Origin of the sequence: Flagellimonas amphidinii (assembly GCF_013090115.1) — a bacterium.
In the GTDB taxonomy this organism is placed as follows: domain Bacteria; phylum Bacteroidota; class Bacteroidia; order Flavobacteriales; family Flavobacteriaceae; genus Flagellimonas; species Flagellimonas amphidinii.
Window position 1 is genome coordinate 135,173 of record NZ_JABFNN010000017.1, and the last position, 23,641, is coordinate 158,813.

A 23,641-nucleotide genomic window follows, 5' to 3' on the forward strand; every position below is an offset into this window, starting at 1 on the left:
CATAAATTGTAGGGTAAAACATCATCCAAAAAAAAGGGGATACACGCCTGCATCCCCAAACCAAACAAACTAAAGTATAACTAACTACTCATTATCATCGTAATCTTCATCCTCAAATTTTGTATCCGCCATCCTAGAGCGTTTTAGCTGGATATCATTGAATTTGGGCTGTTCTGTTTTTTGATCACTGTCAAAAACCAAGAATTGATTAGCATCCATGGCTTTTAAACCTGTGTATGAATTGAATTTGTTATTCTGTAATTGTAAGATCTTTAAACTGGCCAACTGGCTAAATTCCACTGGAATTTCTCCACCCAATTGGTTATTGGCCAATACCAATTCCTTTAATTGAGCTAAATTCCCCATCTCTTCAGGAATGGATCCTACTAAATTGTTCTCAAATAGTCCCAGAGCTTCCAACTTGGTCAAATTTCCTATAGATCCAGGAATAATCCCTTTTAAATTATTGCTGGAAAGATTTAATTCTTTCAAGTTTTTTAGTTCTCCAAAAGTTGCTGGTATGGGGCCGCTCAAAAAATTATTGAACATAGAAAATATCTCGAGTTCTTGAAGTTGTCCAATAGTATCGGGCAACGAACCTTTTATCCTATTCATTTCCAGACGCAAAACCTTTAATTTCTTGAGCTTTACGATATCTTTTGGCAATACTCCGGTTATTCCATTGAATGCCAAATTAAGATGAGTCAAGTATTTTAGTTTACCTATGCTCTCTGGAAGTATTCCATTCAAATTGTTATGGAACAAATTAATTCCTACAATATGACCTTCTTTTAATTCTATTCCATTCCATGTACTCACAGGAGATTCCAGATTCCAACCAATATTCCATTGCTCCCCTTTTGTGCTATGATAAAGGTCCATCAAGACATCTTTTTCCTTTTGGGAAACTTCATCCATAGCCCATGTTTGCACATTGGTAAAAATCAATAACAATAAGAAAAACACTATTTTTTGCATCAATTACTGATTTAATAATAAAGAATTTACTTACAAATCTAATAAAAGAATAAGGTCAACCGCAAAATTGATCGGTAAAGTGTAGTTGAAATGTTGTGAAAGCCTAAAATCCTGTGGTTTGCAGATTTTATTGACTGGACTAATTCAGCAATTCCAGCTCATTGGACAGCTTTTCCCAGTCCTCCATCAAGGATTCCAAGAGTTTCTTTTTACCTTGATATTCATCAAAAAAGCCATTTTTGGCTATGGTATTATCGTAGTCCATCAATAAATCATGGTCTGCATCGGCGATGTCTTTTTCTAGTTGGGAAATCTTTTTCTCAACACCGCTCAATTTATTTTTAAGGGATTTTATCCTTTTTTGGGTTTCATAGTCATTCTTCTTAGGTGATTTTTTCTCCTCAGAAATCTTTTTTTCACCCTTTTCAATTTTTCTGAAATCTTCAGCTTTGCGTTGTTCTAGGTAAAAATCAATATCACCGAGGTACTCTTTGATACCTCCTTGTTTAAACTCGTAAACCCTATCTGTAAGTCCTTGTAGAAAATCTCTATCGTGCGAAACTAAAACCAAAGTCCCTTCAAAACTTTGCAATGCCTTTTTAAGCACATTCTTGGACTTTATATCCAAGTGGTTGGTGGGCTCATCCATTATCAGCACATTAAAGGGCTGTAAGAGCATTTTTGCCAAGGCCAAACGATTTCGTTCCCCTCCAGATAGTACTTTTACATGCTTTTCCACTTCATCACCTCGAAACAAAAACGAACCAAGAATATCCCTTACTTTACTTCTATTGCCTTCATTCGCCGCATCAATCATGGTATCCAAAATCGTTTTCTTGCCATCTAGGTATTCTGCCTGGTTCTGCGCGAAATACCCAATTTGTACATTGTGACCAATTTTTAGACTGCCTGTATGCTCCAATTCACCAACCATAATCTTTGCCAGAGTGGTTTTTCCTTGTCCATTTTGCCCCACAAAAGCCGTCTTACTGCCACGTTCCACCAGAAGATTAATGTCTTTCAACACTTCCTTCGAACCATAACTTTTAGAAAGACTTTCTAATTCTGCCACTACTTTTCCCGGAGTTACCGATACCGGAAATCTTACATTCATCACACTACTGTCCTCTTCATCTACTTCAATCCGCTCAATTTTGTCCAGCTTTTTGATCAAGGATTGCGCCATGGATGCCTTGGAGGCTTTTGCTCTGAACTTCTCAATCAACTTTTCGGTCTGTTGAATCTGCTTTTCCTGGTTCTTCTGAGCATTCATCTGTAGTTCCCGAATTTCTTTGCGCTGCTCTAGAAATTTTGAATATGGTTTGTTGTAATCGTAAATACGTCCCAAAGAAATTTCTATGGTTCTATTGGTGACATTGTCCAAGAACATTTTATCGTGGGATACAATCACGACTGCGCCTGAATAATTTTTCAGGAACTGCTCCAACCATATAATGGATTCAATATCCAAGTGGTTGGTGGGTTCATCCAAAAGCAGGACATCGTTATTTTGAAGCAGCAGTTTTGCCAGTTCAATTCGCATGCGCCATCCTCCAGAAAAAGTATCTGTAAGTTTATTGAAATCTTCTCTTTTAAAACCCAATCCCAACAGGACTTTTTCGGTATCTCCTTGGTAGTTATATCCGCCCAATATCTCATAACGATGGGTCACATCGGTTAGATCGACCATGAGTTGATGGTAGCCCTCACTTTCATAATCTGTACGTTCCGCCAAGGCTTTGTTGATTTCATCAAGTTTAAGCTCCAATGATTTTATTTCAGCAAAAGCTTGATAGGATTCATCTAAAACCGTTCTTCCCAGTTCAAAGTCGATGTCCTGTTTCAAAAAACCAATTTTGATATCCTTTTCCATGGCTATGGTCCCTGTATCGGGCTCCATTTCTTTAGAAAGCAATTTCAGCATGGTGGACTTTCCAGCTCCGTTCTTTCCAATTAGGCCAACACGGTCACCTCCATTCAAACGAAACGAAATCTCTTCAAACAAATATTCGCCTCCGAAGGCAACAGAAAGGTTGTGAATGTTTAACATTTTATGTGACCTGAATTACAAAACAAAATTGGGTGAATCCGTATTTTTGTACAAAATCGCTGCAAATGTTAAAAAAAGGAACCAAACTGTACAGTATTTTAACAGGAAGTTGCCCTAAGTGCCATGAGGAGAGTATGTATGTTAACCAAAATCCGTATGCGCTCAGCCAGATTTTTAAAATGCATGAACGATGCTCCCATTGTGATACCAAGTACAAAATTGAACCTTCGTTCTTTTACGGATCCATGTATGTGAGCTATGCAGTTGGAATTGCCTTTGCTGCTGCTGCTTTTATTATTTCCTTTTTGTTTATTGGAACATCCTTGGTAAATACTTTCATTGCTATTGTGGGCACATTGGTTGTCTTTATGCCGGTAATCATAAGATTATCCCGAAATATCTGGATCAATTTCTTTATCAAATATGACCCGCCAGTGGTTAAAAGTCAGTTAGAATAATATTTCTGGGTAAATCTGGCAATATTGATTTCGTCATCAAGCTCCTCTTCCATTTCAATTGAATCAAACAATTGCCGGGAAGCATAAGGGGCAATCATCACACCTCTTGAACCAAAACCGTTGAGTACATACATATTTGGGTGTTCTGGATGTTGTCCTACCAAAGGTCTTCTATCCACGACCGTAGGTCGAATTCCAGCTACATGATCCATCACTTCAAAATCACATACAAAAAAGGTTTTCAGCTTTTCCAAAAGTTCTGTTTTGGCTTCATCGGTAGGTGTATTGGTCTTGTCTTTCCATTTGTATGTGGCTCCCACCAAATAGAGATCATCCTTCATCGGAATGGTAAAAACAGAAGACTTGATTACGCTCCCCTCTTTGTATTTGGGTGCTTTAATGATAAGCAACTCTCCCTTGGTTCCGTTTAGTGGAAGGTAACCGAAATAAGGGTTTTTTTTAAGTCCGTAGCCTTCACAAAAAACAATTTGCTTGGCTTGGATGGTTTTATAAGAAATATGGCCAGAGAGGACTTTAAATTGATCAAAATCAAAAGATTCTCTATCCAAAACCTCCTTTTTTGATAAATAGTTTCGATAAGCAGTCAGCAAAGTTCGGGTATCCACTCTACCTGTATGCCTTACTCGGCCAAAACCATAAGGGGCATCCACTGCTTGATTTTTATTCTCCACTATTTGAGTGGATAGAAATCGATCCAATCCTGGTTTGTCCGTAGCTTCAAACCACATATTTTGTTCTTCAACAGAAGCAAACTTCCGTAATACCTTTAACTTGAAATCCAATTTTACTCCAAGTTTCTGTTCTAAATCAGCATAAAAAGGAATGGCCAGATCCAATTGTTGTTTGGCTTTCCATGCCATGGTGAACCTTTTTAAGATCACAGGGTTGTACAAACCTCCAGCCACTAGGGAAGATTGTTGGGAATCGTCAGAAATCACCCTGAAGGATTTGCCTTCTTTTTCAAGCACTTCACAAAATGAAATTCCAGCCAAACCAAGGCCAACCACTATATAATCCAACATGGAGCTAAGGTAATCATCTTGGTTCGGATTTTTAGGGAAAGCTTAAAATGACGGCACAAAAAAACACCGCACTAAAGTGCGGCGTTTGTCTGTATAGAATTGGAAAATTGGGGTTATGCCTAATAGGCCCACATATCCTGTTCTCTATCTCGAATGACCTCTTTTATTCTCTTGGCCTCCAATAATTGGAACAGTGCATTATCAAAAACGTAATCGTCTATCTCACGATCTCCGTGAACATTATCCTCTTTGTATATCACACCGTTGAAACGTCTTGCGTTCAACAACATGTCAAAAGATATAGGTCTTGCGGAGTTACGCTGGTTATAAACTTTGGCTTCATGCAGTATTTGTCTAGCTGCTGGATACCAAACCCAGAACAATTCAACTTTGTTCTCTCCCGGGTCTACAGACTCATCATCTATAAAGTTTACGTCAGGGGCAACAGGTGCTATTCCCAACAAACGATATTTAAGTTCACCTTGTCTCTTGTCAAAATACCAGATTCCTTTGATACGATATTCTTCAATATCAGCGGCAGTCAAATCCCTTTGGTTGATAAACTCCGGGGAAATTTGCTCACCAGCATTCAATTGTTCGTATCCCAAATCTGTGGTATCCACTTTGCTCAAGGTAGCTCCTAAATCTTCCAAAGTACGTTTTTCAGTAAAGTACGAATCTGTATACACTTCTGTCAATTTACCATTTCTGATGTTCTTCATCAAAACGTGGTACAAAGACCTTCTGTCCCCTCCAATACCTATGGTATCAGTTGGGTAATACAATGGAAAGTTTACACGCTCATCCAAGTCAATGGTCTCCCAGATGGTCTTGGACCATAGGATGTCCCTATCATCCACATAACCATACTCTAAAGGAGCGTCATTGTCCTGTTCTATTTGAGCTTCGGTCTTCTTACCTATATCATCTGGCAACTTGGCATTCAAAATATTTGCCTGGGCCATCATTGATACGGGCAGCAAACTTAAAGCTCCAATTACTAATGCATTTTTCCAATTCATGATAATTACTTCTATACTTTATTAGTTTGTAAGCTCAACCACAACAGGAGAAACTTTCTTCAACTTGTATGTTCTGTTGTTGGTAATGTAAGCGTTTATGTCAAAAATCTGAACAGCATCTCCTCTTTTTGCTCTTTTCAAAGCAGACTTGGCTTGAGCGTTCAATTTGTTACCATTTACAACTACAGTAGGTTGACCAGGAACTTTGAACTTAAATCCGTTAACAGCAAGGTTCAAGTCAAAATCAAAGTCTTCCAACATAGCGCCAACAGTAGAAATCTCTAGGTTTCTTCTTGGCATTTTAACGCTACCTGCCTCACCTCTTACAGTACCACCTGGTCTTGGAATATCTTTGATTCTAAACTCAGATTTTGTAGAGATTGGTTTTCCATCAGGCAATGTACCTGAAGCGGTAATGGTAACTGTTCTTCCTTTACCTGGGTTCATAACGTAGTTGCTTCCACTTCTCTTGGTTAAACCAGTTGCAGTTGCACGTACTTTGTTATCTGGAATACCAGGAATGGAAATGGTCATTGGGTTAGCAACACCACGATAAACCACATTCATTTTATCAGCAGAAATAACAGCAGCATTAGGCTTGGTGATTGTAGCAAAAACATTGTTTACTTCAACAGGCACTTCTTTTCCGTCCTGCATAAAGAACATTGTTCCGGCAATGGTATGGTCACCGGCAGCACCGGCACCAATCAACATTTTGATACCACCAGCTTCAAGAACATAGTCTGTACCTTCTGCCAATTTTCTGCCATCCAAAGTCAATTCTGCTTTTACAGGAGTGGAGGTTTTATCAGTTTTACTAACAATGACTTTACCATCGTACTTCTCACCTGTGTAGTATGCAGTCTTTGGAGCAGCCAAAGAACTTTGGAAATTTGTCAAGCTAACAGCAGCAGTCAAGTTACCTTCCAAAAGACTTTTTAGAATCTCTTGCTCGGTTGTTTTGATATCTGCCTGTAACTGCGTGATTTTAGTCAAGGAAGCTACTAAAGGAAATCCTTCGTAGTGGTAGTTGATCCAATCTTGACGGGTTCCGTCACGTTTCTCAACTTTACCGTTTTCATCACCTGTAGAGAATCTAGTCTTTACAGCTTCTTTGATTTCCTTGAACTTATCTTTAGGCAATGCATTTACAACGCCATCTCTATAAGATTCAATTTGCTTTACAAAATTCTGTCCTTCTGGCTTCAAGTTATCCCCTTGGAAAAATAGGTTATCCAAAAAGTCGGACTTATCCATGACCACATAATCTTTTGGATCTTCCAAGCCTTCGGTCATTCCTTTTTTCAATTCGTTCAAATAATTATAGTAACTATCTGAAAGTTCTTTGACCTTTTGGGCGTTTTGATATAGCTCACCATACTCTTCTGTGTTTTCAGAAGCTTTAGTAGCCAATCCTTCAAGAAACCCTTCGTTACTAGCGGTCATTTTTTCGTTTGAAGTCTCTAGCTTTTCATTCATTAAACCGAATGCAGCCAAAACCTCTTTACTCATATTAAGAGCCAACATCGCGATGAAGATCAAATACATTAGATTGATCATCTTCTGACGTGGTGTTTGTTTTCCTCCTGCCATGTTTTATCTAATTAGAATTAATAATTAATTTGATTTGGGTTTGGTATATCAATCAAATCCCTAATTAGTTCTTGCTCATTGCAGATAGCATACCTCCGTAAACCCCGTTCAAAGAAGAAAGGTTAGTTGCCAAAGATTCCATTTGCTCTTTCAATGCACCAGCATTTTGTACAACTTCTTCGTTGATAGAAGCTTGACGGCTAGCGCTTTCCAATTGTACTTTGTACAAGCTGTTCAAAGACTCCATTTGAGCAGCAGCGTGAGACAATTCTTCAGAGTATTTCTTAGTGTGTTGGATAGCATCTGTAGTAGGGGCAATGCTCTTAGCAGCTCCTTCAAAATTTTTGATGCTGTCACCCAAACTTGAAAAAAGCTCTGAATCGATGTTAGCTTCTTTAAGAAGGTCATCCAATTTTCTAGAAAGGATTCCTTCAGCTTCTTGAGCATCTTTAGCTTCTTGCTTTTTCTTGGAATCTTTTTGACCACCGGCCAATTCTGGGTAAACCAAAGACCAATCGTACTCATCATCTACTGGTTCAAATGCAGAGATAGCAAAAATCAATGCTTCAGTAATTAGTCCAACTGCAAGAAGAAGCCCACCTGTAAGTGGTCCAAACTCCCAGTGAAGGATCTTGAACAATGCACCAATAATTACTACCGATGCTCCAAGCCCGTAGGCCATGTTAAACAGTTTTTTTGTTGATTTTGACTGTGCCATAATTCTAGTTTTAATTAAGTTATATAAAATAAGTATTTGGTTACTACTCTTGTGAATTTATATAATGCTCTCTGTTTATATATTGTTTTTATAATCCACTACCGTTTGTGGAATCTTCTTCACCCATATAATCCTGTACCGTTCTGAAGCCGATGTAACTTCTGGCAGAATCTTGGTACTCGTAATCACGTGTACTTACTTGAAGGAAGTAAGCCACATCTTTCCATGAACCTCCACGAATTACTTTTCTCTTGTTTTGCCCTGAGCCAACATTTGGGTTCATAGTTGATAGGTATTCATAGGCTCCTTGATCAAAACTGGAGCTTGTCCATTCAGATACGTTACCAGCCATGTTATAAAGATTGTAATCATTTGGCTCAAAGGACTTAGCCTCAACAGTGTACAACGCAGCATCTGCAGCATAATCACCTCTCTGTGGCTTAAAATTGGCCATAAAACAACCTGTATCGCTAATTACGTAAGGACCACCCCATGGGTATGTTCCTCCTTCAATACCACCTCTAGCTGCATATTCCCATTCTGCCTCTGTAGGCAATCTAAATTGGTTCACAAATTGTTTACCACGACTTTTTTGATCATCGTTTTTAAACTTGGTTCTCCAATTACAAAATGCCTTGGCTTGCATCCAGTTAACTCCTACAACAGGATATTCACTGTAAGCATCGTGCCAGAAATAGTCATTATGCATGGGTTCGTTATACGAGTATTCAAAATCACGAATCCATACTGTAGTATCTGGATAGATTTCCAACTCTTCATGCTTGATGAAATCTTTTCTACTACCGGTTCTTGCCCTTGCAGCAGCTTCGATATCCATCCAACTGTACTTATATTTTAATTGGGTAACATCAATGGAACGCAATCCATTATAACTTTCCTCTTCCGGCAGATATAATGAATCCATTACTTCTGCGTAATACTCATCTGGATATTCCGATGTATCCCAAACCAAATCTACATCCGTATTTAAAGCTCTGCCTTCATAACCAGTCTCTCCAAGACCAGCATAATTGTCCAGCATATACTTTTCGTAAACGGATATTTTTGTGGTATCTGTGTCTTTAAAACCATACTCTCCAATACCTTCATCTTCAGGACCTAGTCCTAATTCATCAGCCAAGATGGCCAATTTTGTTCTGGCAATGGAATCCTTTACCCACTCCACGAACTGTCGATACTCGCTATTGGTGATTTCCGTATCGTCCATATAAAAGGAACGCACAGTAACTGTTCTTGTGGGAGCGTTCGATACTTTTGCCTGATCTTCCTCAGCCTTACCCATTACAAATGAGCCTCGGGGTATCAATTCCATTCCGTAGGGTTTTTCTGGATGCCACTTTTTTCCAGGGGCCCCAACAAGTTCACCTTTGGACTGCGATTTTGACCCGCAACTAGCAAGCAAAAAAACAAGTGCTATAGATGAATAGAATAGCTTTCTCATACTTTAGGTTAAATTTTCGATTTAAGATTACAAACTGTACAACACAAATTCATTACTCTCAAAACTGCATTTTGAATAATTTATTGTGCAAGAACAGTTAATGCCTAAAATTAATTTGTTCAGGTAAAGCCTTTCCTATAGGCTTTAAACCACCTCTCTGGAATGTTTTGGTTGCATGCATCCAAATAGTCCCCTTCGGTGCAAGGTAATAACGCAGGTGAATTTGTTTTAGTATGTTCCGGTAAAATTGATGGTACTTCTACCCACCAACGTTCGGTAACATGACTCTTGTAGAACACTAATTCTTCTGTATCCGTGGGAACGGTAAACTTGGTAAAATCCTCACTCTTGGAACTGGGGTATTCTTTTATCCTAAAACTCAATCCTTCTATAAAGTACCAGATAATCTGGGCAACCATCTGAAAGGCTTGAGGCGAATTCTCCCCCTCATAAATACCGAATAGGGATACTTTATCACTTATTCCTGCATAACGGGCTATGGCACATATTTCCCTCCCCGTAAATCCATTCGGAGAAAAATTTGGAGACATTCCCATTTCACCGGCCCTAATGGCACGAAGATCTAAACTTACAATATGGCTGCTTCTCAATATAGGTTCTGCCAATTCAATATTTGCAGCAATTTCTCCTAAACGGTAGGCATCAAAAAAGAGACGCTCCATCAAATCAATTTCCTCTTGGGCATTAAAATAACTTTGATAACCTATATTGGAAAAATTGAAAAGATTGTTTGGCTTGTCGGTTATGATCCTACTCATATAGGAATGTGAAGAAATCAACTCATCATCATCACCAAAATCAAAACGACTGTCAATGGACACTAAGTTGACCATTTCCTTTATTTTATCGAAAGCCCTATAGGTTGGAAAAGTAATATCTTGCGTTGCACCTATTATAATAGGTATAATATTTTCTTCGAGAAGACCTGCCGCAATTTCCTTGACCACAAAGTAGGTATCCTCAACGGTATCGCCTTCCTCTACATTGCCCAAATCAATGATGGTTGAATTCCAATTGCCCATCATTAAGCGGTACAATTGAATTCGAATCTCATCAACCTTTAATTTTTCAGGTTTTTTCTCGAAAGCGTTTCTGGATTCCAACACCCCGAAGATGGCCACCGTGGCATTGGCAAATACCGGAAGTCCGTCTTTTTTGGTGTGCATATGGATATTATTGCCCAGCGCTTGAGGTGGTAATAATTCTGAAAACGCCAGTACTTTGTCCTTAACAGGAACCAAAAAATCGAATGCCATATTATTTTTTAGCTTTTGCCTTGGCTTTGGTTTTCTTTTTAGGTGATTTCTTTTCGATTAGTGCCTTTGCTTCTTCCAAAGAGACTTTGGTGGCGTCAACATCTTTTGAAAGTTCAACTTTGACTCTACCCTTAATAATGTTATGCCTCCCCCATCTCGCTTTTTCTATCCGAATTTTTTCTTCAGGCCACTCCTGTACCAATTTTTCAGCTTCCTTGATTTTTTTGGCCTCGATAAGTTCTACAATATCGGATTGGGAAAGATTGTCAAAATCATACTTCTTGTTCACATTAATGAACATTCCATCCCATTTGATGAAAGGCCCAAACCTCCCTTTTCCTTTAGTTACCTCTTTTCCTTCATAGGTAGCAATTGGAGCATCGGCTTTTTGCTTTTCCTTGATCAAGACAATAGCCCTATCCAAATCTACATCAAAAGCGCTTTCACCTTGGGCCAGGGAAATGAACTTTTTTCCAAATCGAACATAAGGACCGTATCTTCCTACATTGGCCTCAATTTCTTCTCCTTCATAAACTCCTAATTTTCGTGGGAGCTCAAAAAGGTCCATGGCTTCTTCAAACGTAATGGTATTGATGGATTGGTCTGGCAATAAACTTGCAAACAATGGTTTCTCCTCTTCATCAACAGTTCCAATTTGAACCATAGGCCCAAAACGACCCAACCTTGCCGCTACTTGTCTACCTGATTTTGGATCAACTCCCAAAATACGTTCTCCACTTGCCCTTTCTGCATTTTCTTCAACTTCGATGACATTAGGATGAAAATCTTTGTAGAACGTTTTCATCATTTCCTGCCAATCCTCATCACCCGCAGCTATCTCATCAAAATCCTCTTCTACCTGAGCAGTGAAGTTATAATCCAAAATTCTGGTAAAGTGATTCACCAAAAAGTCGTTTACGATCATTCCGATATCGGTAGGCACCAACTTTCCTTTGTCCGAACCAATCATCTCAGAAAGTTTTTTCTCCAAAAGCTCACCGTTCTCAAGAACCAATTGAGCATATTTACGTTCCGTCCCCTCTACTGTTCCTTTTTCCACATATCCTCTATTTTGAATTGTGGAGATGGTAGGCGCATAGGTTGATGGTCTTCCAATGCCAAGCTCTTCCAACTTTTTGACCAGTGATGCCTCTGTATAACGATAGGGAGGCCTGGTGAAACGCTCCGTGGCAGTTATATATATATTGTGCAATGCTTCCCCAATCTGCATGGCCGGAAGCATCCCTTCTTGTTCTTCAGCCTTATCTTCTTCATCGGTGCCTTCCAAATATACCTTCAGAAATCCATCAAACTTTACCACTTCACCATTGGCAGTAAATTCTTCCTTGTGCGAACTGGCTTTAATTTTTACATTGGTGCGTTCCAGCTCGGCATCACTCATTTGTGAAGCCAAAGTACGCTTCCAGATAAGTTCGTACAATTTAGCCTGATCTCGTTCCAACGAAGGAGACTGTAACTTCATATCCGTAGGGCGAATAGCTTCGTGCGCTTCTTGTGCTCCTTTTGATTTTCCGGTATAGTTTCGAACTTGACTATACGATTCTCCATAATTTTGAACGATGGCATCTTTAGCAGCATTCAAAGCCTCATTGGAAAGATTGACGCTATCCGTTCTCATGTAGGTAATTAAACCGGCTTCGTACAAGCGTTGGGCCACCTGCATGGTACGGCTAACTGAAAAATATAATTTTCGTGAAGCCTCTTGCTGCAAAGTTGATGTGGTAAAAGGAGGTGCTGGAGATTTTTTTGCAGGTTTTTTGTCCAGTGTGGCGACTGAAAAATCAGCCCCAATATTTTGTTTGAGAAAAGCTTCGGCTGCTTCTTTGGTTGGAAAAGTCTTGTTCAGTTTTGCTGAAAAAGCACTCCCATTGGCTGTTTTGAATTCGGCCTTGATCCTGAATGAAGCTTCTGGAGTAAACCCTTCGATTTCCCTTTCTCGTTCAACAATCAATCGCACTGCAACAGATTGTACCCTACCCGCGGAAAGTCCAGGTTTGATTTTTTTCCAAAGCACAGGTGAAAGTTCATAGCCCACCAATCGGTCTAAAACCCTTCTGGCCTGCTGTGCGTTCACCAAATTATAGTTGATCTCCCGTGGGTTCTCAATCGCTTTTTGGATAGCAGATTTAGTGATGGAATTGAAAACTATTCGCTTGGTCTTGCTTTTATCCAATTTAAGCTCTTCGGCCAAATGCCATGAAATGGCTTCTCCTTCGCGGTCTTCATCACTGGCCAACCATATGGTCTCGGCTTTTTGGGCGAGTTCTCTTAGCTTTTTAACCAAAGCCTTTTTTTCTCGATCAACAGTATATTTTGGTTTAAAGTCATTCTCCACATCCACACCTAACTCTTTGGATGGAAGATCTACAATATGTCCAAAACTGGATTCAACTTGGTATTCCTTCCCTAAAAATCGTTCAATGGTCTTTGCCTTTGCCGGGGACTCAACAATTACTAAATTCTTTGGCATGCACTGGGTTTTGAGGTAACAAAAGTATACCAATTTTTCGATTTTGGATTTTTCTCAAAACCAATCACAAAAAAATATCCCGCTAAAAACGGGATATTTCACTCAATTATTGCACCTTTTTTAATCCAACCCAATTTGGCTGATAAGCTTTATTTCGTCGTCCAAGTATTCGTATTGGTAGAGCACATCGTCCCCAACCATAATCAAATGGCTTTCCAACGGAATGACATCAAACGTAACAATATCTTTAAAATGGTTTAACTCAACCAAATTTTCAATATCAGTTTTATCGTATACTTTAAGTCCAGAACTTCCGTCACAGACAAATAGCTTTTCATCCCTAATACCAAGCCCGTACGGTTCGTCCATAGGATAATCTATGGCCAACTCTGGCTTGGTAATATCAGATATATCAACAATGAAAAGACCACTTTCCAAAGCGCCACAGTTATTTCCGCCTCTAAGCGTCACATAAGCATGGTCTCCGTCCACAACAACAGGATCGCAGGCCGTACCGTGTTCAAATTCTGAGACAAAAGTTGGAGTGGCCGGGTTGGTAATGTCATAAATATACATCCCTCTCATACTGCCCAAGAACAAATGATTACCCCGATTAAAAATTGTTTCAATATCAAAACCTGCATATACATCTTCTAAATCCTGTGGGTTTTCCAAATTGGAAATGTTGAACACATTAATATTGTGACTATCTACAGCATAGAGATAATCGGCAACTATTTTGAAGCGAGCCAGAGAACCTCCTTCTCCGGTACCTCCGTCTGCGGACTCGGCAAGAGCCATATCATCAAAAAAGATTCCTCCTCCGTTTCGCCCATCTACTTCAGATATCAATCTTCTTTCTGTAGTTGTTTCCCACCCAACTAAAATTTCATTTTCATAATCGTAGCCTTCATTTTCAATAATGTCCGCCTCCAATGGCCAAAAAATGTTGTTGTACAATACATTCTCCAAACGGTTTACCTGTTTGATATTGTTGATGTCAGATATATCAATGACCACTAAGTCCATAAGACTATCCGCATATAGGTAATCATCCTTTACAGAGATATCCACATTGCCCGGAATTTTTATAAAAGCAATCTTAACAGGTTGTTGGTTATTGCTGTTATCAATAACATGCACTCCTTGATACTTGTCGTTAATGAAAATATAATCTTGGTAAGTGTATACTTTTCCTGACTCATCAATAGGTCTTGGCGCAACGATGTCCACACTGTCAGCAAATTCCGCCTTAGTGATGACCAAAGGTCTTGCCACCAAATATTCGGCATATTTATCATCACTGTTGTCATCATCACAGGAAACGAACAGTAAAATAGCAAGCGGCAATAACAATAAGATTTTCTTTTTCATAGTTGTTTAAGTTTTTTGATGGAATTACAGCCTTTAGATAAAAACCCTTAAACAAAGTTGCGTTTAAATTTGGTTAAAATTTACCTGTCAAATTGTCACTAAAGTGGAATAAGCACTATCTTTGCTGCCCATTAAATCAAAATGATCAAGGACGAAGGCATAGAGAAAATTATAGACGAGAGTCAACAGGGAAGCACCTTAGAGCTAGAGAAAAATGAAAAGAACACCCGCAAGCTTTATATAGAAAGTTACGGCTGTCAGATGAATTTTTCCGATAGCGAAATCGTAGCTTCCATCTTGGCCAAAGAAGGTTTCAATACCACCCAGGAACTTGAAGAGGCAGACTTGGTACTGGTCAATACTTGTTCCATTCGCGAAAAGGCTGAGCAGACCGTTAGAAAGCGTTTGGAGAAATTCAACGCCGTAAAGAAAACAAACCCGGGAATGAAGGTGGGTGTACTGGGCTGTATGGCAGAGCGACTCAAAAGTAAGTTCCTAGAAGAAGAAAAAATAGTGGACATGGTCGTGGGGCCAGATGCCTATAAGGACCTCCCCAACCTTATCCAAGAAATTGATGAGGGCAGAAATGCCGTAAATGTTATCCTTTCCAAGGATGAAACCTATGGTGATGTTGCCCCAGTTCGACTCAATTCCAACGGAGTAACAGCATTCGTGTCCATCACCCGTGGATGTGATAATATGTGTACTTTTTGCGTGGTGCCCTTTACCCGCGGAAGAGAGCGAAGCAGAGACCCACAATCCATATTGAAAGAGGTAAATGACCTATGGGAAAGAGGGTTTAAAGAGATTACCTTATTGGGACAAAATGTGGATAGTTATCTCTGGTACGGCGGCGGTTTGAAGAAAGACTTTGAGAAGGCTTCTGAAATGCAAAAAGCCACTTCGGTAAACTTTGCCAAACTGTTGGAATTGGTGGCACAGGCACAGCCGAAAATGAGAATTCGTTTTTCTACCTCAAATCCTCAGGACATGACCTTGGATGTTATTGAGACCATGGCCCAATATGAGAATATTTGCAACTACATTCATTTGCCTGTCCAAAGTGGAAGCAATCGTATCTTGAAGGCCATGAACCGTCTGCATACACGCGAGGAATACTTTGAACTCATTGATAACATTCGAAAAATTATTCCAGATTGCGCCATCAGCCAAGATATGATCGCTGGCTTTCCTACGGAGACCGAAGAGGACCATCAAGATACTTTAAGTCTTATGGAATACGTGAAATATGATTTTGGTTTCATGTTTGCCTATTCCGAAAGACCGGGCACATTGGCGGCCAGAAAATTGGAAGATGACATTCCTGAAGACACCAAAAAAAGACGTCTACGGGAGATTATAGAACTGCAGCAACAACATGGACTCCTCCGCACACAACAACATGTTGGCAAAACTGAAGAAGTCCTGATTGAAGGCTCTTCAAAAAAATCTGACGCCCACTGGATGGGTCGTAATTCTCAAAACACCGTTGTGGTCTTTCCAAAGGAAAATTACAAAATAGGTGATTTTGTCGACGTAAAAATCAATGATTGTACCTCAGCCACCCTTATCGGGGAAGCAGTGGAATATTCAAAGAACAACTAATATGGAGAACATTCAATCCATAAAACAACGGTTCGAGCTTATCGGAAATGACATCAAGCTCAACCGTGCTCTTGAAAAGGCAATCCAGGTGGCACCAACCGACATTTCCGTTTTGGTTACTGGGGAAAGCGGAGTTGGAAAAGAATCGATTCCTAAAATTATACATTCCCTATCCCACCGAAAGCACGCAAAATATATTGCCGTAAACTGTGGAGCCATTCCCGAAGGCACTATTGACAGTGAGCTTTTTGGTCACGAAAAAGGAGCCTTTACCGGAGCAACACAAACCCGTAACGGTTATTTTGAAGTAGCTGATGGTGGAACCATTTTTTTGGATGAAGTGGGGGAATTGCCCTTGACCACCCAGGTTAGGTTATTAAGGGTTTTAGAGAACGGCGAATTCCTAAAAGTAGGGTCTTCCAATGTTCAAAAGACAGATGTTCGTATAGTTGCGGCCACTAATATCAATATGTTTGAGGCCATTAAAAAAGAAAAATTCAGGGAGGATCTGTACTATCGCTTAAGCACGGTTGAAATCAATATTCCTCCGCTACGTGAACGTCAGGCAGATATTCATTTATTGTTCAGAAAATTTGCATCGGATTTTGGTCAGAAATATAAAATGCCCACCATCCGGTTGGACGATGATGCCATACAACTATTGCTAAAATACCGTTGGCCCGGAAATATTCGTCAGTTACGAAATATCGCAGAGCAGATTTCAGTACTTGAAGAACACAGAAATATTTCGGCATCCACCCTAAACGGCTATCTCCCCAATGCTGGAAACACTAATCTGCCAGCCGTGGTGGGAGAAACTAAAAAAGAAAGTGATTTCAGTAATGAAAGAGAGATTCTTTACAAGGTGTTGTTTGATATGAAGAGTGACCTCAACGACTTGAAAAAACTCACTCTGGAGCTTCTAAAAAATAATGATTCAGAAAAAGTGCAAGAGGAAAACGAAACCTTGATCCAGAAAATCTACGGAAACAAAGAAGAAGCTGCCACCCATGAAGAAAGCCCCATGACCGAGGTTCTCCATTTACCGGAACCAGTTATGGAAACAGCCGTGCCCATTGTTCAGTCGCAAGAAGACCGTTACCATTTTGCCGAAGAGATCCAAGAAGAAGAAACCTTATCTTTACAGGAAAAGGAAATAGAACTTATTAAAAAATCGTTGGAACGGAATAGAGGTAAAAGAAAAGCGGCAGCTGCAGAACTTGGTATTTCTGAACGGACACTCTATCGAAAAATAAAACAATACGACCTATAATCAGCCGAACCTACTAAAAGAAACAACATTGATGAAAAGATTTGGTGCAAAAATTGGAATTATAGGATTTACCCTTTGGCTATACAGCTGTGGCGCTTATAATTTTTCAGGTGCTGATGTGGGTACTGCTGAAAGTTTTCAAGTGAACTTTTTCCGGAACTATGCAGACCAAACCCCAGGATCCACAATTGTTCCTGGTTTGGATCGGGATTTTACCCAGGCCCTCCAGGATATGATCAACAACCTTACCAGCCTGTCTCTTACCGGAAGCAACGGTGATTTATTATACGAAGGTGAAATTGTGGAATACAAAGTTGTGCCAATGACCGCAACTGCCGATCAATTGACGGCACAAAACAGGCTTACCATGAGTGTGAATGTTCGTTTTTTCAACAACACAAAGGAGGATTCAGATTTTGAGCGAAGATTTTCATTTTTCTATGACTTTGATGCCGCTGCTTCCTTAACATCTGTGCAAGCTGCCGCCCATGAAGAAATCTTTGAGCGATTGACACAGGATATTTTTAATGCCTCCTTAGGAAATTGGTAATTGCATGAACGTATCGGATTTTCTACATATTCTCCAAAAATCGAATATCATCCTGTCTCCCCAACAGACAAGGGAACTGGAGGATATTATTGAAGAATATCCATACTTTCAAGCAGCTCGAGCCATACATTTAAAGGGACTCAAAAACTTAGACAGTTACAAATACAACAATACACTAAAGGTCACGGCGGCACATACTGCAGATAGAGATGTATTGTTTGACTATATCACTTCAAAAGAATTTTCGCAGAATCCCATTGCAGATGCCATAGCGGGAAGAGGAGCTACGCTTGAGGAACAAAAAGCGGTATCAGAAGAAATAGAGCCCAATCCAGAAATGACAACTATTCTTGGAGATTCAGAAGAAGCATTGCCTCAAAACATTGAAGATGCAGAACAGATATTGGACCCAGCGCTTTTCAAATCCAAACAAACAGAAGAAGAACTTCCTCCAGAAGAGTCAACTCCGGAAACTGACCTGCAATTGGGCAAACCTCTTTCGTTTACCAAAAAAGAAAAACATTCCTTTACAGAGTGGTTGCAATTGACCTCTAATCCATCCGAAGAAGCTATACAGGATGAAACCTCTGTCATTCTGGACAAAAAGCAAAAGTTTGATTTACTGGACAAATTCATTGAAAACAACCCAAAAATTGTCCCCAAAGAAGACTCCAAAGTAAAAGTGAACATTAAAGAGTCAACCAAGATCGACAAAAATGAGTTAATGACAGAGACTCTTGCCAAGGTATATCTAGAGCAAAAGAAGTACAAAAAGGCTATTCAAGCCTATAAAATATTGAGCTTGAAATATCCAGAAAAAAGTGGTTTCTTTGCAGACCAAATTCGGGCGGTGAAGAAGCTGCAGAAAGAAAAAGAATGAGATTACAATGAGTACGTTTACAATTTTTTTGATACTTATCATCATAGTTTGCCTACTATTGGTTTTGGTCATTATGGTTCAAAACCCTAAAGGCGGCGGATTGTCCTCTTCATTTGGCGGAGGTGGAAACCAAGTTGTAGGAGGGGTCAAGAAAACAGGGGACTTTTTGGATAAGAGTACCTGGACCTTGGCAACTTTGTTGATTGTTCTTATTTTGCTTTCCAATATATCACTTAAGGGAAGCTATAGCCAATCAGATTCTAAATTGTTGCAAGGAGATGATACGGAAGCAACTATTCCAGAAACAGTTCCAGAGGAAGTTCCTGAACAACTTCCACCGTCCAATGAATCTAATCCTTTGGACACCATCAATTAATAATGCATACTAATAATATATCAAAATGCCAGCTTAAGTGACAAGCTGGCATTTTCATTTCCCATAATGTCAGTTTTTTTGGTAATGGCATAATTTCTGCCCAAAGTTTCGGGAATTTTTAAATCAAATACCTAAAAATTATAAATATGGCTAAAGTTAATATCAAACCATTGGCGGACAGGGTTCTTGTAGAACCAGCCCAAGCCGAAACCAAAACAGCCTCCGGCATCATCATTCCAGATACCGCAAAAGAAAAACCACAAAGAGGAAAAATAGTGGCCGTTGGACCAGGAACCAAAGATGAGCCAATGACCGTCAAGGATGGTGACATGGTACTGTACGGTAAATACGCAGGCACAGAACTAAAGCTTGACGGTGTAGATTACTTGATCATGAGAGAAAGTGACATTTTAGCAATTGTTTAATTCAGAAAAAATCAACTAAAAAATGGCAAAAGATATTAAGTTTGATATAGACGCACGTGACGGCCTAAAACGAGGTGTTGACAAATTGGCCGAAGCAGTAAAAGTAACGCTAGGCCCTAAAGGTAGAAACGTAATCATCAGTAAATCCTTTGGAGCTCCACAAGTGACCAAAGATGGGGTTTCCGTAGCCAAAGAAATTGAATTGGAAGACGCTCTTGAAGATATGGGTGCACAAATGGTGAAGGAAGTTGCTTCCAAAACCAACGACCAAGCGGGTGACGGTACCACAACAGCTACCGTTTTAGCCCAGGCTATTGTAAAAGAAGGTCTTAAAAATGTTGCTGCAGGTGCCAACCCAATGGATTTGAAACGTGGGATTGACAAAGCAGTAGAAGGTCTTGTGACTGATTTGGAAAAACAAGCCAAAAAAGTTGGCAGCGATTCTGACAAAATCAAACAAGTAGCCTCTATTTCTTCAAACAATGATGAAACCATTGGCGACCTTATCGCCACAGCTTTTGATAAAGTTGGCAAAGAAGGGGTCATCACTGTAGAGGAAGCAAAAGGAACAGATACTTATGTGGATGTTGTTGAAGGAATGCAGTTTGATAGAGGATATCTTTCTCCTTACTTTGTAACTGATACTGACAAAATGATTGCCGATTTGGAGAATCCTTACATTCTTCTTTTCGATAAAAAAATCTCTAATCTTCAGGAAATCCTTCCAATCCTTGAGCCAGTTGCTCAATCCGGAAGACCTCTTTTGATCATCGCCGAAGATGTTGAAGGACAAGCCCTTGCCACTTTAGTAGTGAACAAGCTTAGAGGTGGACTTAAAATTGCCGCTGTAAAAGCACCAGGTTTTGGAGATAGAAGAAAAGCAATGTTGGAAGATATTGCCATCCTTACTGGGGGTACTGTAATTTCTGAAGAAAGAGGTTTCTCCTTGGAAAATGCTTCTTTGGACATGTTGGGTACTGCCGAGACAGTGACCATCGACAAAGACAATACTACCATTGTGAATGGTTCTGGGAAAGCTGCTGACATTAAAGCCAGAGTAAACCAAATCAAATCGCAAATTGAAACCACAACTTCTGACTACGACAAGGAAAAACTTCAAGAGCGTTTGGCCAAATTGGCCGGAGGTGTTGCAGTTCTTTACGTAGGTGCCGCATCCGAAGTGGAAATGAAGGAGAAAAAAGACCGTGTAGACGATGCATTGCATGCAACACGTGCCGCTGTTGAAGAAGGTATTGTTGCCGGTGGTGGAGTTGCCTTGGTCAGAGCTAAAAAAGTACTTGAGAAATTGGAAACAGAGTCATTGGATGAAACTACAGGAGTTCAAATTGTAGCCAAAGCCATAGAAGCTCCTTTGCGCACTATTGTTGAAAACGCTGGCGGTGAAGGATCTGTAGTAATTGCTAAAGTACTTGAAGGCAAAAAGGATTTTGGATACGATGCCAAAAGCGATAAATATGTAGATATGCTTCAAGCTGGAATCATTGACCCTAAAAAAGTAACCCGCGTTGCTTTGGAAAATGCAGCCTCGGTTGCAGGTATGATTCTAACCACGGAATGTGCATTGACCGACATCAAAGAAGACACTCCTCCAATGCCTCCAATGGGTGGCGGTGGAATGCCCGGTATGATGTAATTTCTAAAAGAAATAACTGCAAAAAGCCCATGGAAATCCATGGGCTTTTTATTTATACTGTTGTCCGTACTTTTTCAACTGTCCTTGGTCTAAAAGTTTCTGTAAAAAACCTCAAATTGATTAATTTCTAAAATTCAACCACAACCCAGCAGAAAAACTACTTTTAATGAAGAGGAAGAATATTATATTTTTACTCTTGATGGAACTCTTAATAGTCTCATGTTCCAACGACCGAATCATACTGGTCAAAAATGGAAATACCGATTATGAAATTGTTTATTCTGACAACTCTTCTGAAAGTCAATATAAATCTGCTTTACAACTACAATCCTTTTTAGAAAAAATAAGTGCCGTAAAATTGGACTTGGTTGACGAAAGCTCTCACACCCCTGAAAAAAGCAAAATTTATATCGGCAACATAAAAGGGGAAAACATAGACCCACATCAGATTAAAATCAAAACCAAAAACGGCAATCTTTTCATTACTGGTGGTTCAGATAGTGCCATCAACAATGCAGTATTTGAATTTTTAGAGAGATACCTTAACTGTAAATGGTATACTCCCGATACTGAGAAAATTCCGTCGCTTACAACAATAAAACTGGACCCCATTGATTTTAGCTATACTCCAGAAATAACCACTAGGACGGTACACTCCAGACTTTTTTATGAAAATACCGATTTTTCAGACCAACTTAAGGTCACCTATGAAGCGTTTCCTACTTACGTGCCCTCAGCAGCGGTGCATACATTTCATAAGTTCGTGCCCGAAGAAGTTTTTTACGAATCCCATCCAGCATATTATGCTTTGCGAGATGGCAAACGGTTACCTACACAATTATGCTTGACCAATGAAAACGTCTTAGAGATTGTAAAAGATTCGGTCAGCTCGCTTTTTGAACAACACCCTGAAGCTTCGGTTATTTCCGTGAGCCAAGATGACAATCAACAATATTGCCAGTGCCCCAATTGTAGCAAGATTGATACTGAAGAGGGTAGTCCAGCCGGCACCATGATTCACTTTGTCAATGAAGTCGCCAAAGCTTTTCCAGAAAAGACCATTTCAACATTGGCTTACCAACATACCCGAAGGCCTCCAAAAATCAAACCAGAAAAGAATGTCCTGATTACACTCTGCTCCATTGAATGCGATAGAAGTGGCCCAATTTCAGAAAAATGCGCCGATTTTGCAGATGACCTTATAGGTTGGGGAAAATTGACAAACAATATTCGAATTTGGGATTACACAACTCAATTCACAAACTTTCTAGCCCCCTTTCCCAACATCCAGACGTTAAAACCCAATATTGAGTTGTTTCGTGACAACAATGCCAAATGGGTTTTTGAACAGCATAGTCACAACCCAAGTGAACTTTTTGAGCTACGTTCCTACATCACAGCAAAGTTATTATGGAATCCTGATTTGGACTTTGACACATTATTGGAAGAATTCACTAATGGGTATTATCAAGAAGCGGGACCATTTATTAAGAGTTATATTGATTTAATTCACTCCAAACTAAAAGAAGACAAAGAGTTTTTTCTCTTCTTGTATGGAGATCCTTCAGAAGCATTTGATTCTTATTTAAGCATTGAACTGCTTGATGAATATGCCAATCTTTTTGATCAAGCCGAACTGGCGGTTACTGATAGCCCTGAAATACTAAAAAGGGTTAAAGCGGCCCGCATGGGGATTGATTATGCCCAATTGGAAGCCAGCAGAAAAAATCTGTCCAGGAATTACAGCTTAACCTTGACCGATGAAAACGGGGTGGAATCCATCAATCCTAAAGTCGCCCAACTTTTGGACAACTTTAGCAATACGGCCAAAGAAAACAATATCACCCTAATGAACGAAATGGGTTTTACCATAAATGAGTATGGTTCCAACTATGTCTCTGCTCTGGAAATGGCCAAAAAACCGAATAAAGCCAAGGGAAAAAAGGTGACCTCGCTCACCAAACCAACAAAATATGCAGATGAAAACCCAATGGTTCTAACCGATGGTGCACTCGGAGGAAGTAGCTTTTATGCCAATTGGTTGGGATATGTTGGAACAGACATGGATGTTGTTGTGGATTTAGGAGAACTACAAACCATCAGTTCCATCTCCATGGCTTTTTTACAAGTTACAAATCATGTGGTCTTTCTTCCTACTTCGGTGACCTATTATGGCTCTGCCGACAATAAAAACTTTTTCCCTTTGGGTAGGGTGAAAAATCCAAAACCATTGACCAAAACCAGTAAAATCAATGAAATCCATTATTTTGACCATAACTTCGACACTAAAGAAGTCCGTTATGTGAAAGTTTTGGCGAAAGCTGCCGAAACCCCCTATTGGCATCACTATGCCGGATTACCTTCATGGGTTTTTGCTGATGAAATCATTATTGACTAACACCTTATAATACA

At 39.7% G+C, this 23,641-nt stretch carries 19 protein-coding genes; 9 read left to right on the plus strand and 10 right to left on the minus strand.

Translation table 11 applies throughout. The features are described from left to right. Nucleotides 1-84 precede the first annotated feature (84 nt). Nucleotides 85-978 carry a leucine-rich repeat domain-containing protein gene (locus tag HJC33_RS00970; protein WP_171656917.1) on the minus strand — a complete coding sequence of 298 codons (894 nt, stop codon included), beginning with the start codon at nt 976-978 and terminating at the stop codon, nt 85-87. Nucleotides 979-1,117: 139 nt separating this feature from the next. Next, entirely contained in the window at nt 1,118-3,028 is a 1,911-nt protein-coding gene (locus HJC33_RS00975) for an ABC-F family ATP-binding cassette domain-containing protein (RefSeq protein WP_171656918.1), read from the minus strand. Between the two features lie 65 nt (nt 3,029-3,093). Between HJC33_RS00975 and HJC33_RS00980 the strand changes: the two genes are divergently transcribed. Next, nucleotides 3,094-3,486 (plus strand): DUF983 domain-containing protein, encoded by a 393-nt coding sequence (locus tag HJC33_RS00980; protein ID WP_171656919.1) that lies wholly within the window; start codon nt 3,094-3,096, stop codon nt 3,484-3,486. On the opposite strand, the gene HJC33_RS00985 is transcribed toward HJC33_RS00980, so the two are convergent. The 8 genes from HJC33_RS00985 to HJC33_RS01020 all read right to left on the minus strand — a co-directional run bounded on the left by HJC33_RS00985 (nt 3,474) and on the right by HJC33_RS01020 (nt 14,466). Continuing rightward, entirely contained in the window at nt 3,474-4,529 is a 1,056-nt protein-coding gene (locus HJC33_RS00985; protein WP_171656920.1) for an NAD(P)/FAD-dependent oxidoreductase, read from the minus strand. The genes HJC33_RS00980 and HJC33_RS00985 overlap by 13 nt on opposite strands. A gap of 119 nt (nt 4,530-4,648) precedes the next feature. Further along, complete coding sequence (gene porN, locus HJC33_RS00990) at nt 4,649-5,551, minus strand: type IX secretion system ring subunit PorN/GldN (RefSeq protein WP_171656921.1); 903 nt, start codon at nt 5,549-5,551, stop codon at nt 4,649-4,651. A gap of 21 nt (nt 5,552-5,572) precedes the next feature. Continuing rightward, nucleotides 5,573-7,144 (minus strand): type IX secretion system motor protein PorM/GldM, encoded by a 1,572-nt coding sequence (porM, locus tag HJC33_RS00995; protein WP_171656922.1) that lies wholly within the window; start codon nt 7,142-7,144, stop codon nt 5,573-5,575. A 64-nt stretch (nt 7,145-7,208) separates the two neighbouring features. Further along, nucleotides 7,209-7,862, minus strand: coding sequence for a type IX secretion system motor protein PorL/GldL (gene porL, locus HJC33_RS01000; protein ID WP_171656923.1), 654 nt, complete (start codon nt 7,860-7,862; stop codon nt 7,209-7,211). 88 nt (nt 7,863-7,950) lie between these two features. Then, a complete protein-coding gene (gene porK, locus HJC33_RS01005) occupies nt 7,951-9,324 on the minus strand; it encodes a T9SS ring complex lipoprotein PorK/GldK (protein ID WP_171656924.1) in 1,374 nt (457 codons plus the stop codon). Between the two features lie 119 nt (nt 9,325-9,443). Next, a complete protein-coding gene (locus HJC33_RS01010; RefSeq protein WP_171656925.1) occupies nt 9,444-10,601 on the minus strand; it encodes a formimidoylglutamase in 1,158 nt (385 codons plus the stop codon). Between the two features lies 1 nt (nt 10,602). Then, nucleotides 10,603-13,092 (minus strand): type I DNA topoisomerase, encoded by a 2,490-nt coding sequence (gene topA, locus HJC33_RS01015; RefSeq protein WP_171656926.1) that lies wholly within the window; start codon nt 13,090-13,092, stop codon nt 10,603-10,605. Between the two features lie 120 nt (nt 13,093-13,212). Further along, the gene (locus HJC33_RS01020) at nt 13,213-14,466 is read right to left on the minus strand and encodes an LVIVD repeat-containing protein (protein ID WP_171656927.1); all 1,254 of its coding nucleotides are present in this window, start codon (nt 14,464-14,466) and stop codon (nt 13,213-13,215) included. A gap of 159 nt (nt 14,467-14,625) precedes the next feature. Between HJC33_RS01020 and miaB the strand changes: the two genes are divergently transcribed. The 8 genes from miaB to HJC33_RS01060 all read left to right on the plus strand — a co-directional run bounded on the left by miaB (nt 14,626) and on the right by HJC33_RS01060 (nt 23,627). Then, a complete protein-coding gene (miaB, locus tag HJC33_RS01025) occupies nt 14,626-16,071 on the plus strand; it encodes a tRNA (N6-isopentenyl adenosine(37)-C2)-methylthiotransferase MiaB (protein WP_171656973.1) in 1,446 nt (481 codons plus the stop codon). A gap of 1 nt (nt 16,072) precedes the next feature. Then, nucleotides 16,073-17,344, plus strand: coding sequence for a sigma 54-interacting transcriptional regulator (locus tag HJC33_RS01030; RefSeq protein ID WP_171656928.1), 1,272 nt, complete (start codon nt 16,073-16,075; stop codon nt 17,342-17,344). A gap of 31 nt (nt 17,345-17,375) precedes the next feature. After that, nucleotides 17,376-17,894, plus strand: coding sequence for an LptE family protein (locus tag HJC33_RS01035; protein ID WP_171656929.1), 519 nt, complete (start codon nt 17,376-17,378; stop codon nt 17,892-17,894). Between the two features lie 4 nt (nt 17,895-17,898). Then, the gene (locus tag HJC33_RS01040; RefSeq protein ID WP_171656930.1) at nt 17,899-18,774 is read left to right on the plus strand and encodes a hypothetical protein; all 876 of its coding nucleotides are present in this window, start codon (nt 17,899-17,901) and stop codon (nt 18,772-18,774) included. A 7-nt stretch (nt 18,775-18,781) separates the two neighbouring features. Next, nucleotides 18,782-19,150, plus strand: coding sequence for a preprotein translocase subunit SecG (secG, locus tag HJC33_RS01045; RefSeq protein WP_171656931.1), 369 nt, complete (start codon nt 18,782-18,784; stop codon nt 19,148-19,150). A 146-nt stretch (nt 19,151-19,296) separates the two neighbouring features. Then, a complete protein-coding gene (locus HJC33_RS01050; RefSeq protein WP_171656932.1) occupies nt 19,297-19,575 on the plus strand; it encodes a co-chaperone GroES in 279 nt (92 codons plus the stop codon). A 22-nt stretch (nt 19,576-19,597) separates the two neighbouring features. After that, nucleotides 19,598-21,229 (plus strand): chaperonin GroEL, encoded by a 1,632-nt coding sequence (groL, locus tag HJC33_RS01055; RefSeq protein ID WP_171656933.1) that lies wholly within the window; start codon nt 19,598-19,600, stop codon nt 21,227-21,229. Between the two features lie 166 nt (nt 21,230-21,395). Then, nucleotides 21,396-23,627 carry a DUF4838 domain-containing protein gene (locus HJC33_RS01060; RefSeq protein ID WP_171656934.1) on the plus strand — a complete coding sequence of 744 codons (2,232 nt, stop codon included), beginning with the start codon at nt 21,396-21,398 and terminating at the stop codon, nt 23,625-23,627. Nucleotides 23,628-23,641: the final 14 nt, after the last annotated feature.

Coding starts and splice junctions, on each gene's coding strand:
- HJC33_RS00970 (WP_171656917.1), bottom strand. CDS start 978: ATGCAAAAAATAGTGTTTTTCTTATTGTTATTGATTTTTACCAATGTG.
- HJC33_RS00975 (WP_171656918.1), bottom strand. CDS start 3,028: ATGTTAAACATTCACAACCTTTCTGTTGCCTTCGGAGGCGAATATTTG.
- HJC33_RS00980 (WP_171656919.1), top strand. CDS start 3,094: ATGTTAAAAAAAGGAACCAAACTGTACAGTATTTTAACAGGAAGTTGC.
- HJC33_RS00985 (WP_171656920.1), bottom strand. CDS start 4,529: ATGTTGGATTATATAGTGGTTGGCCTTGGTTTGGCTGGAATTTCATTT.
- porN (WP_171656921.1), bottom strand. CDS start 5,551: ATGAATTGGAAAAATGCATTAGTAATTGGAGCTTTAAGTTTGCTGCCC.
- porM (WP_171656922.1), bottom strand. CDS start 7,144: ATGGCAGGAGGAAAACAAACACCACGTCAGAAGATGATCAATCTAATG.
- porL (WP_171656923.1), bottom strand. CDS start 7,862: ATGGCACAGTCAAAATCAACAAAAAAACTGTTTAACATGGCCTACGGG.
- porK (WP_171656924.1), bottom strand. CDS start 9,324: ATGAGAAAGCTATTCTATTCATCTATAGCACTTGTTTTTTTGCTTGCT.
- HJC33_RS01010 (WP_171656925.1), bottom strand. CDS start 10,601: ATGGCATTCGATTTTTTGGTTCCTGTTAAGGACAAAGTACTGGCGTTT.
- topA (WP_171656926.1), bottom strand. CDS start 13,092: ATGCCAAAGAATTTAGTAATTGTTGAGTCCCCGGCAAAGGCAAAGACC.
- HJC33_RS01020 (WP_171656927.1), bottom strand. CDS start 14,466: ATGAAAAAGAAAATCTTATTGTTATTGCCGCTTGCTATTTTACTGTTC.
- HJC33_RS01030 (WP_171656928.1), top strand. CDS start 16,073: ATGGAGAACATTCAATCCATAAAACAACGGTTCGAGCTTATCGGAAAT.
- HJC33_RS01035 (WP_171656929.1), top strand. CDS start 17,376: ATGAAAAGATTTGGTGCAAAAATTGGAATTATAGGATTTACCCTTTGG.
- HJC33_RS01040 (WP_171656930.1), top strand. CDS start 17,899: ATGAACGTATCGGATTTTCTACATATTCTCCAAAAATCGAATATCATC.
- secG (WP_171656931.1), top strand. CDS start 18,782: ATGAGTACGTTTACAATTTTTTTGATACTTATCATCATAGTTTGCCTA.
- HJC33_RS01050 (WP_171656932.1), top strand. CDS start 19,297: ATGGCTAAAGTTAATATCAAACCATTGGCGGACAGGGTTCTTGTAGAA.
- groL (WP_171656933.1), top strand. CDS start 19,598: ATGGCAAAAGATATTAAGTTTGATATAGACGCACGTGACGGCCTAAAA.
- HJC33_RS01060 (WP_171656934.1), top strand. CDS start 21,396: ATGAAGAGGAAGAATATTATATTTTTACTCTTGATGGAACTCTTAATA.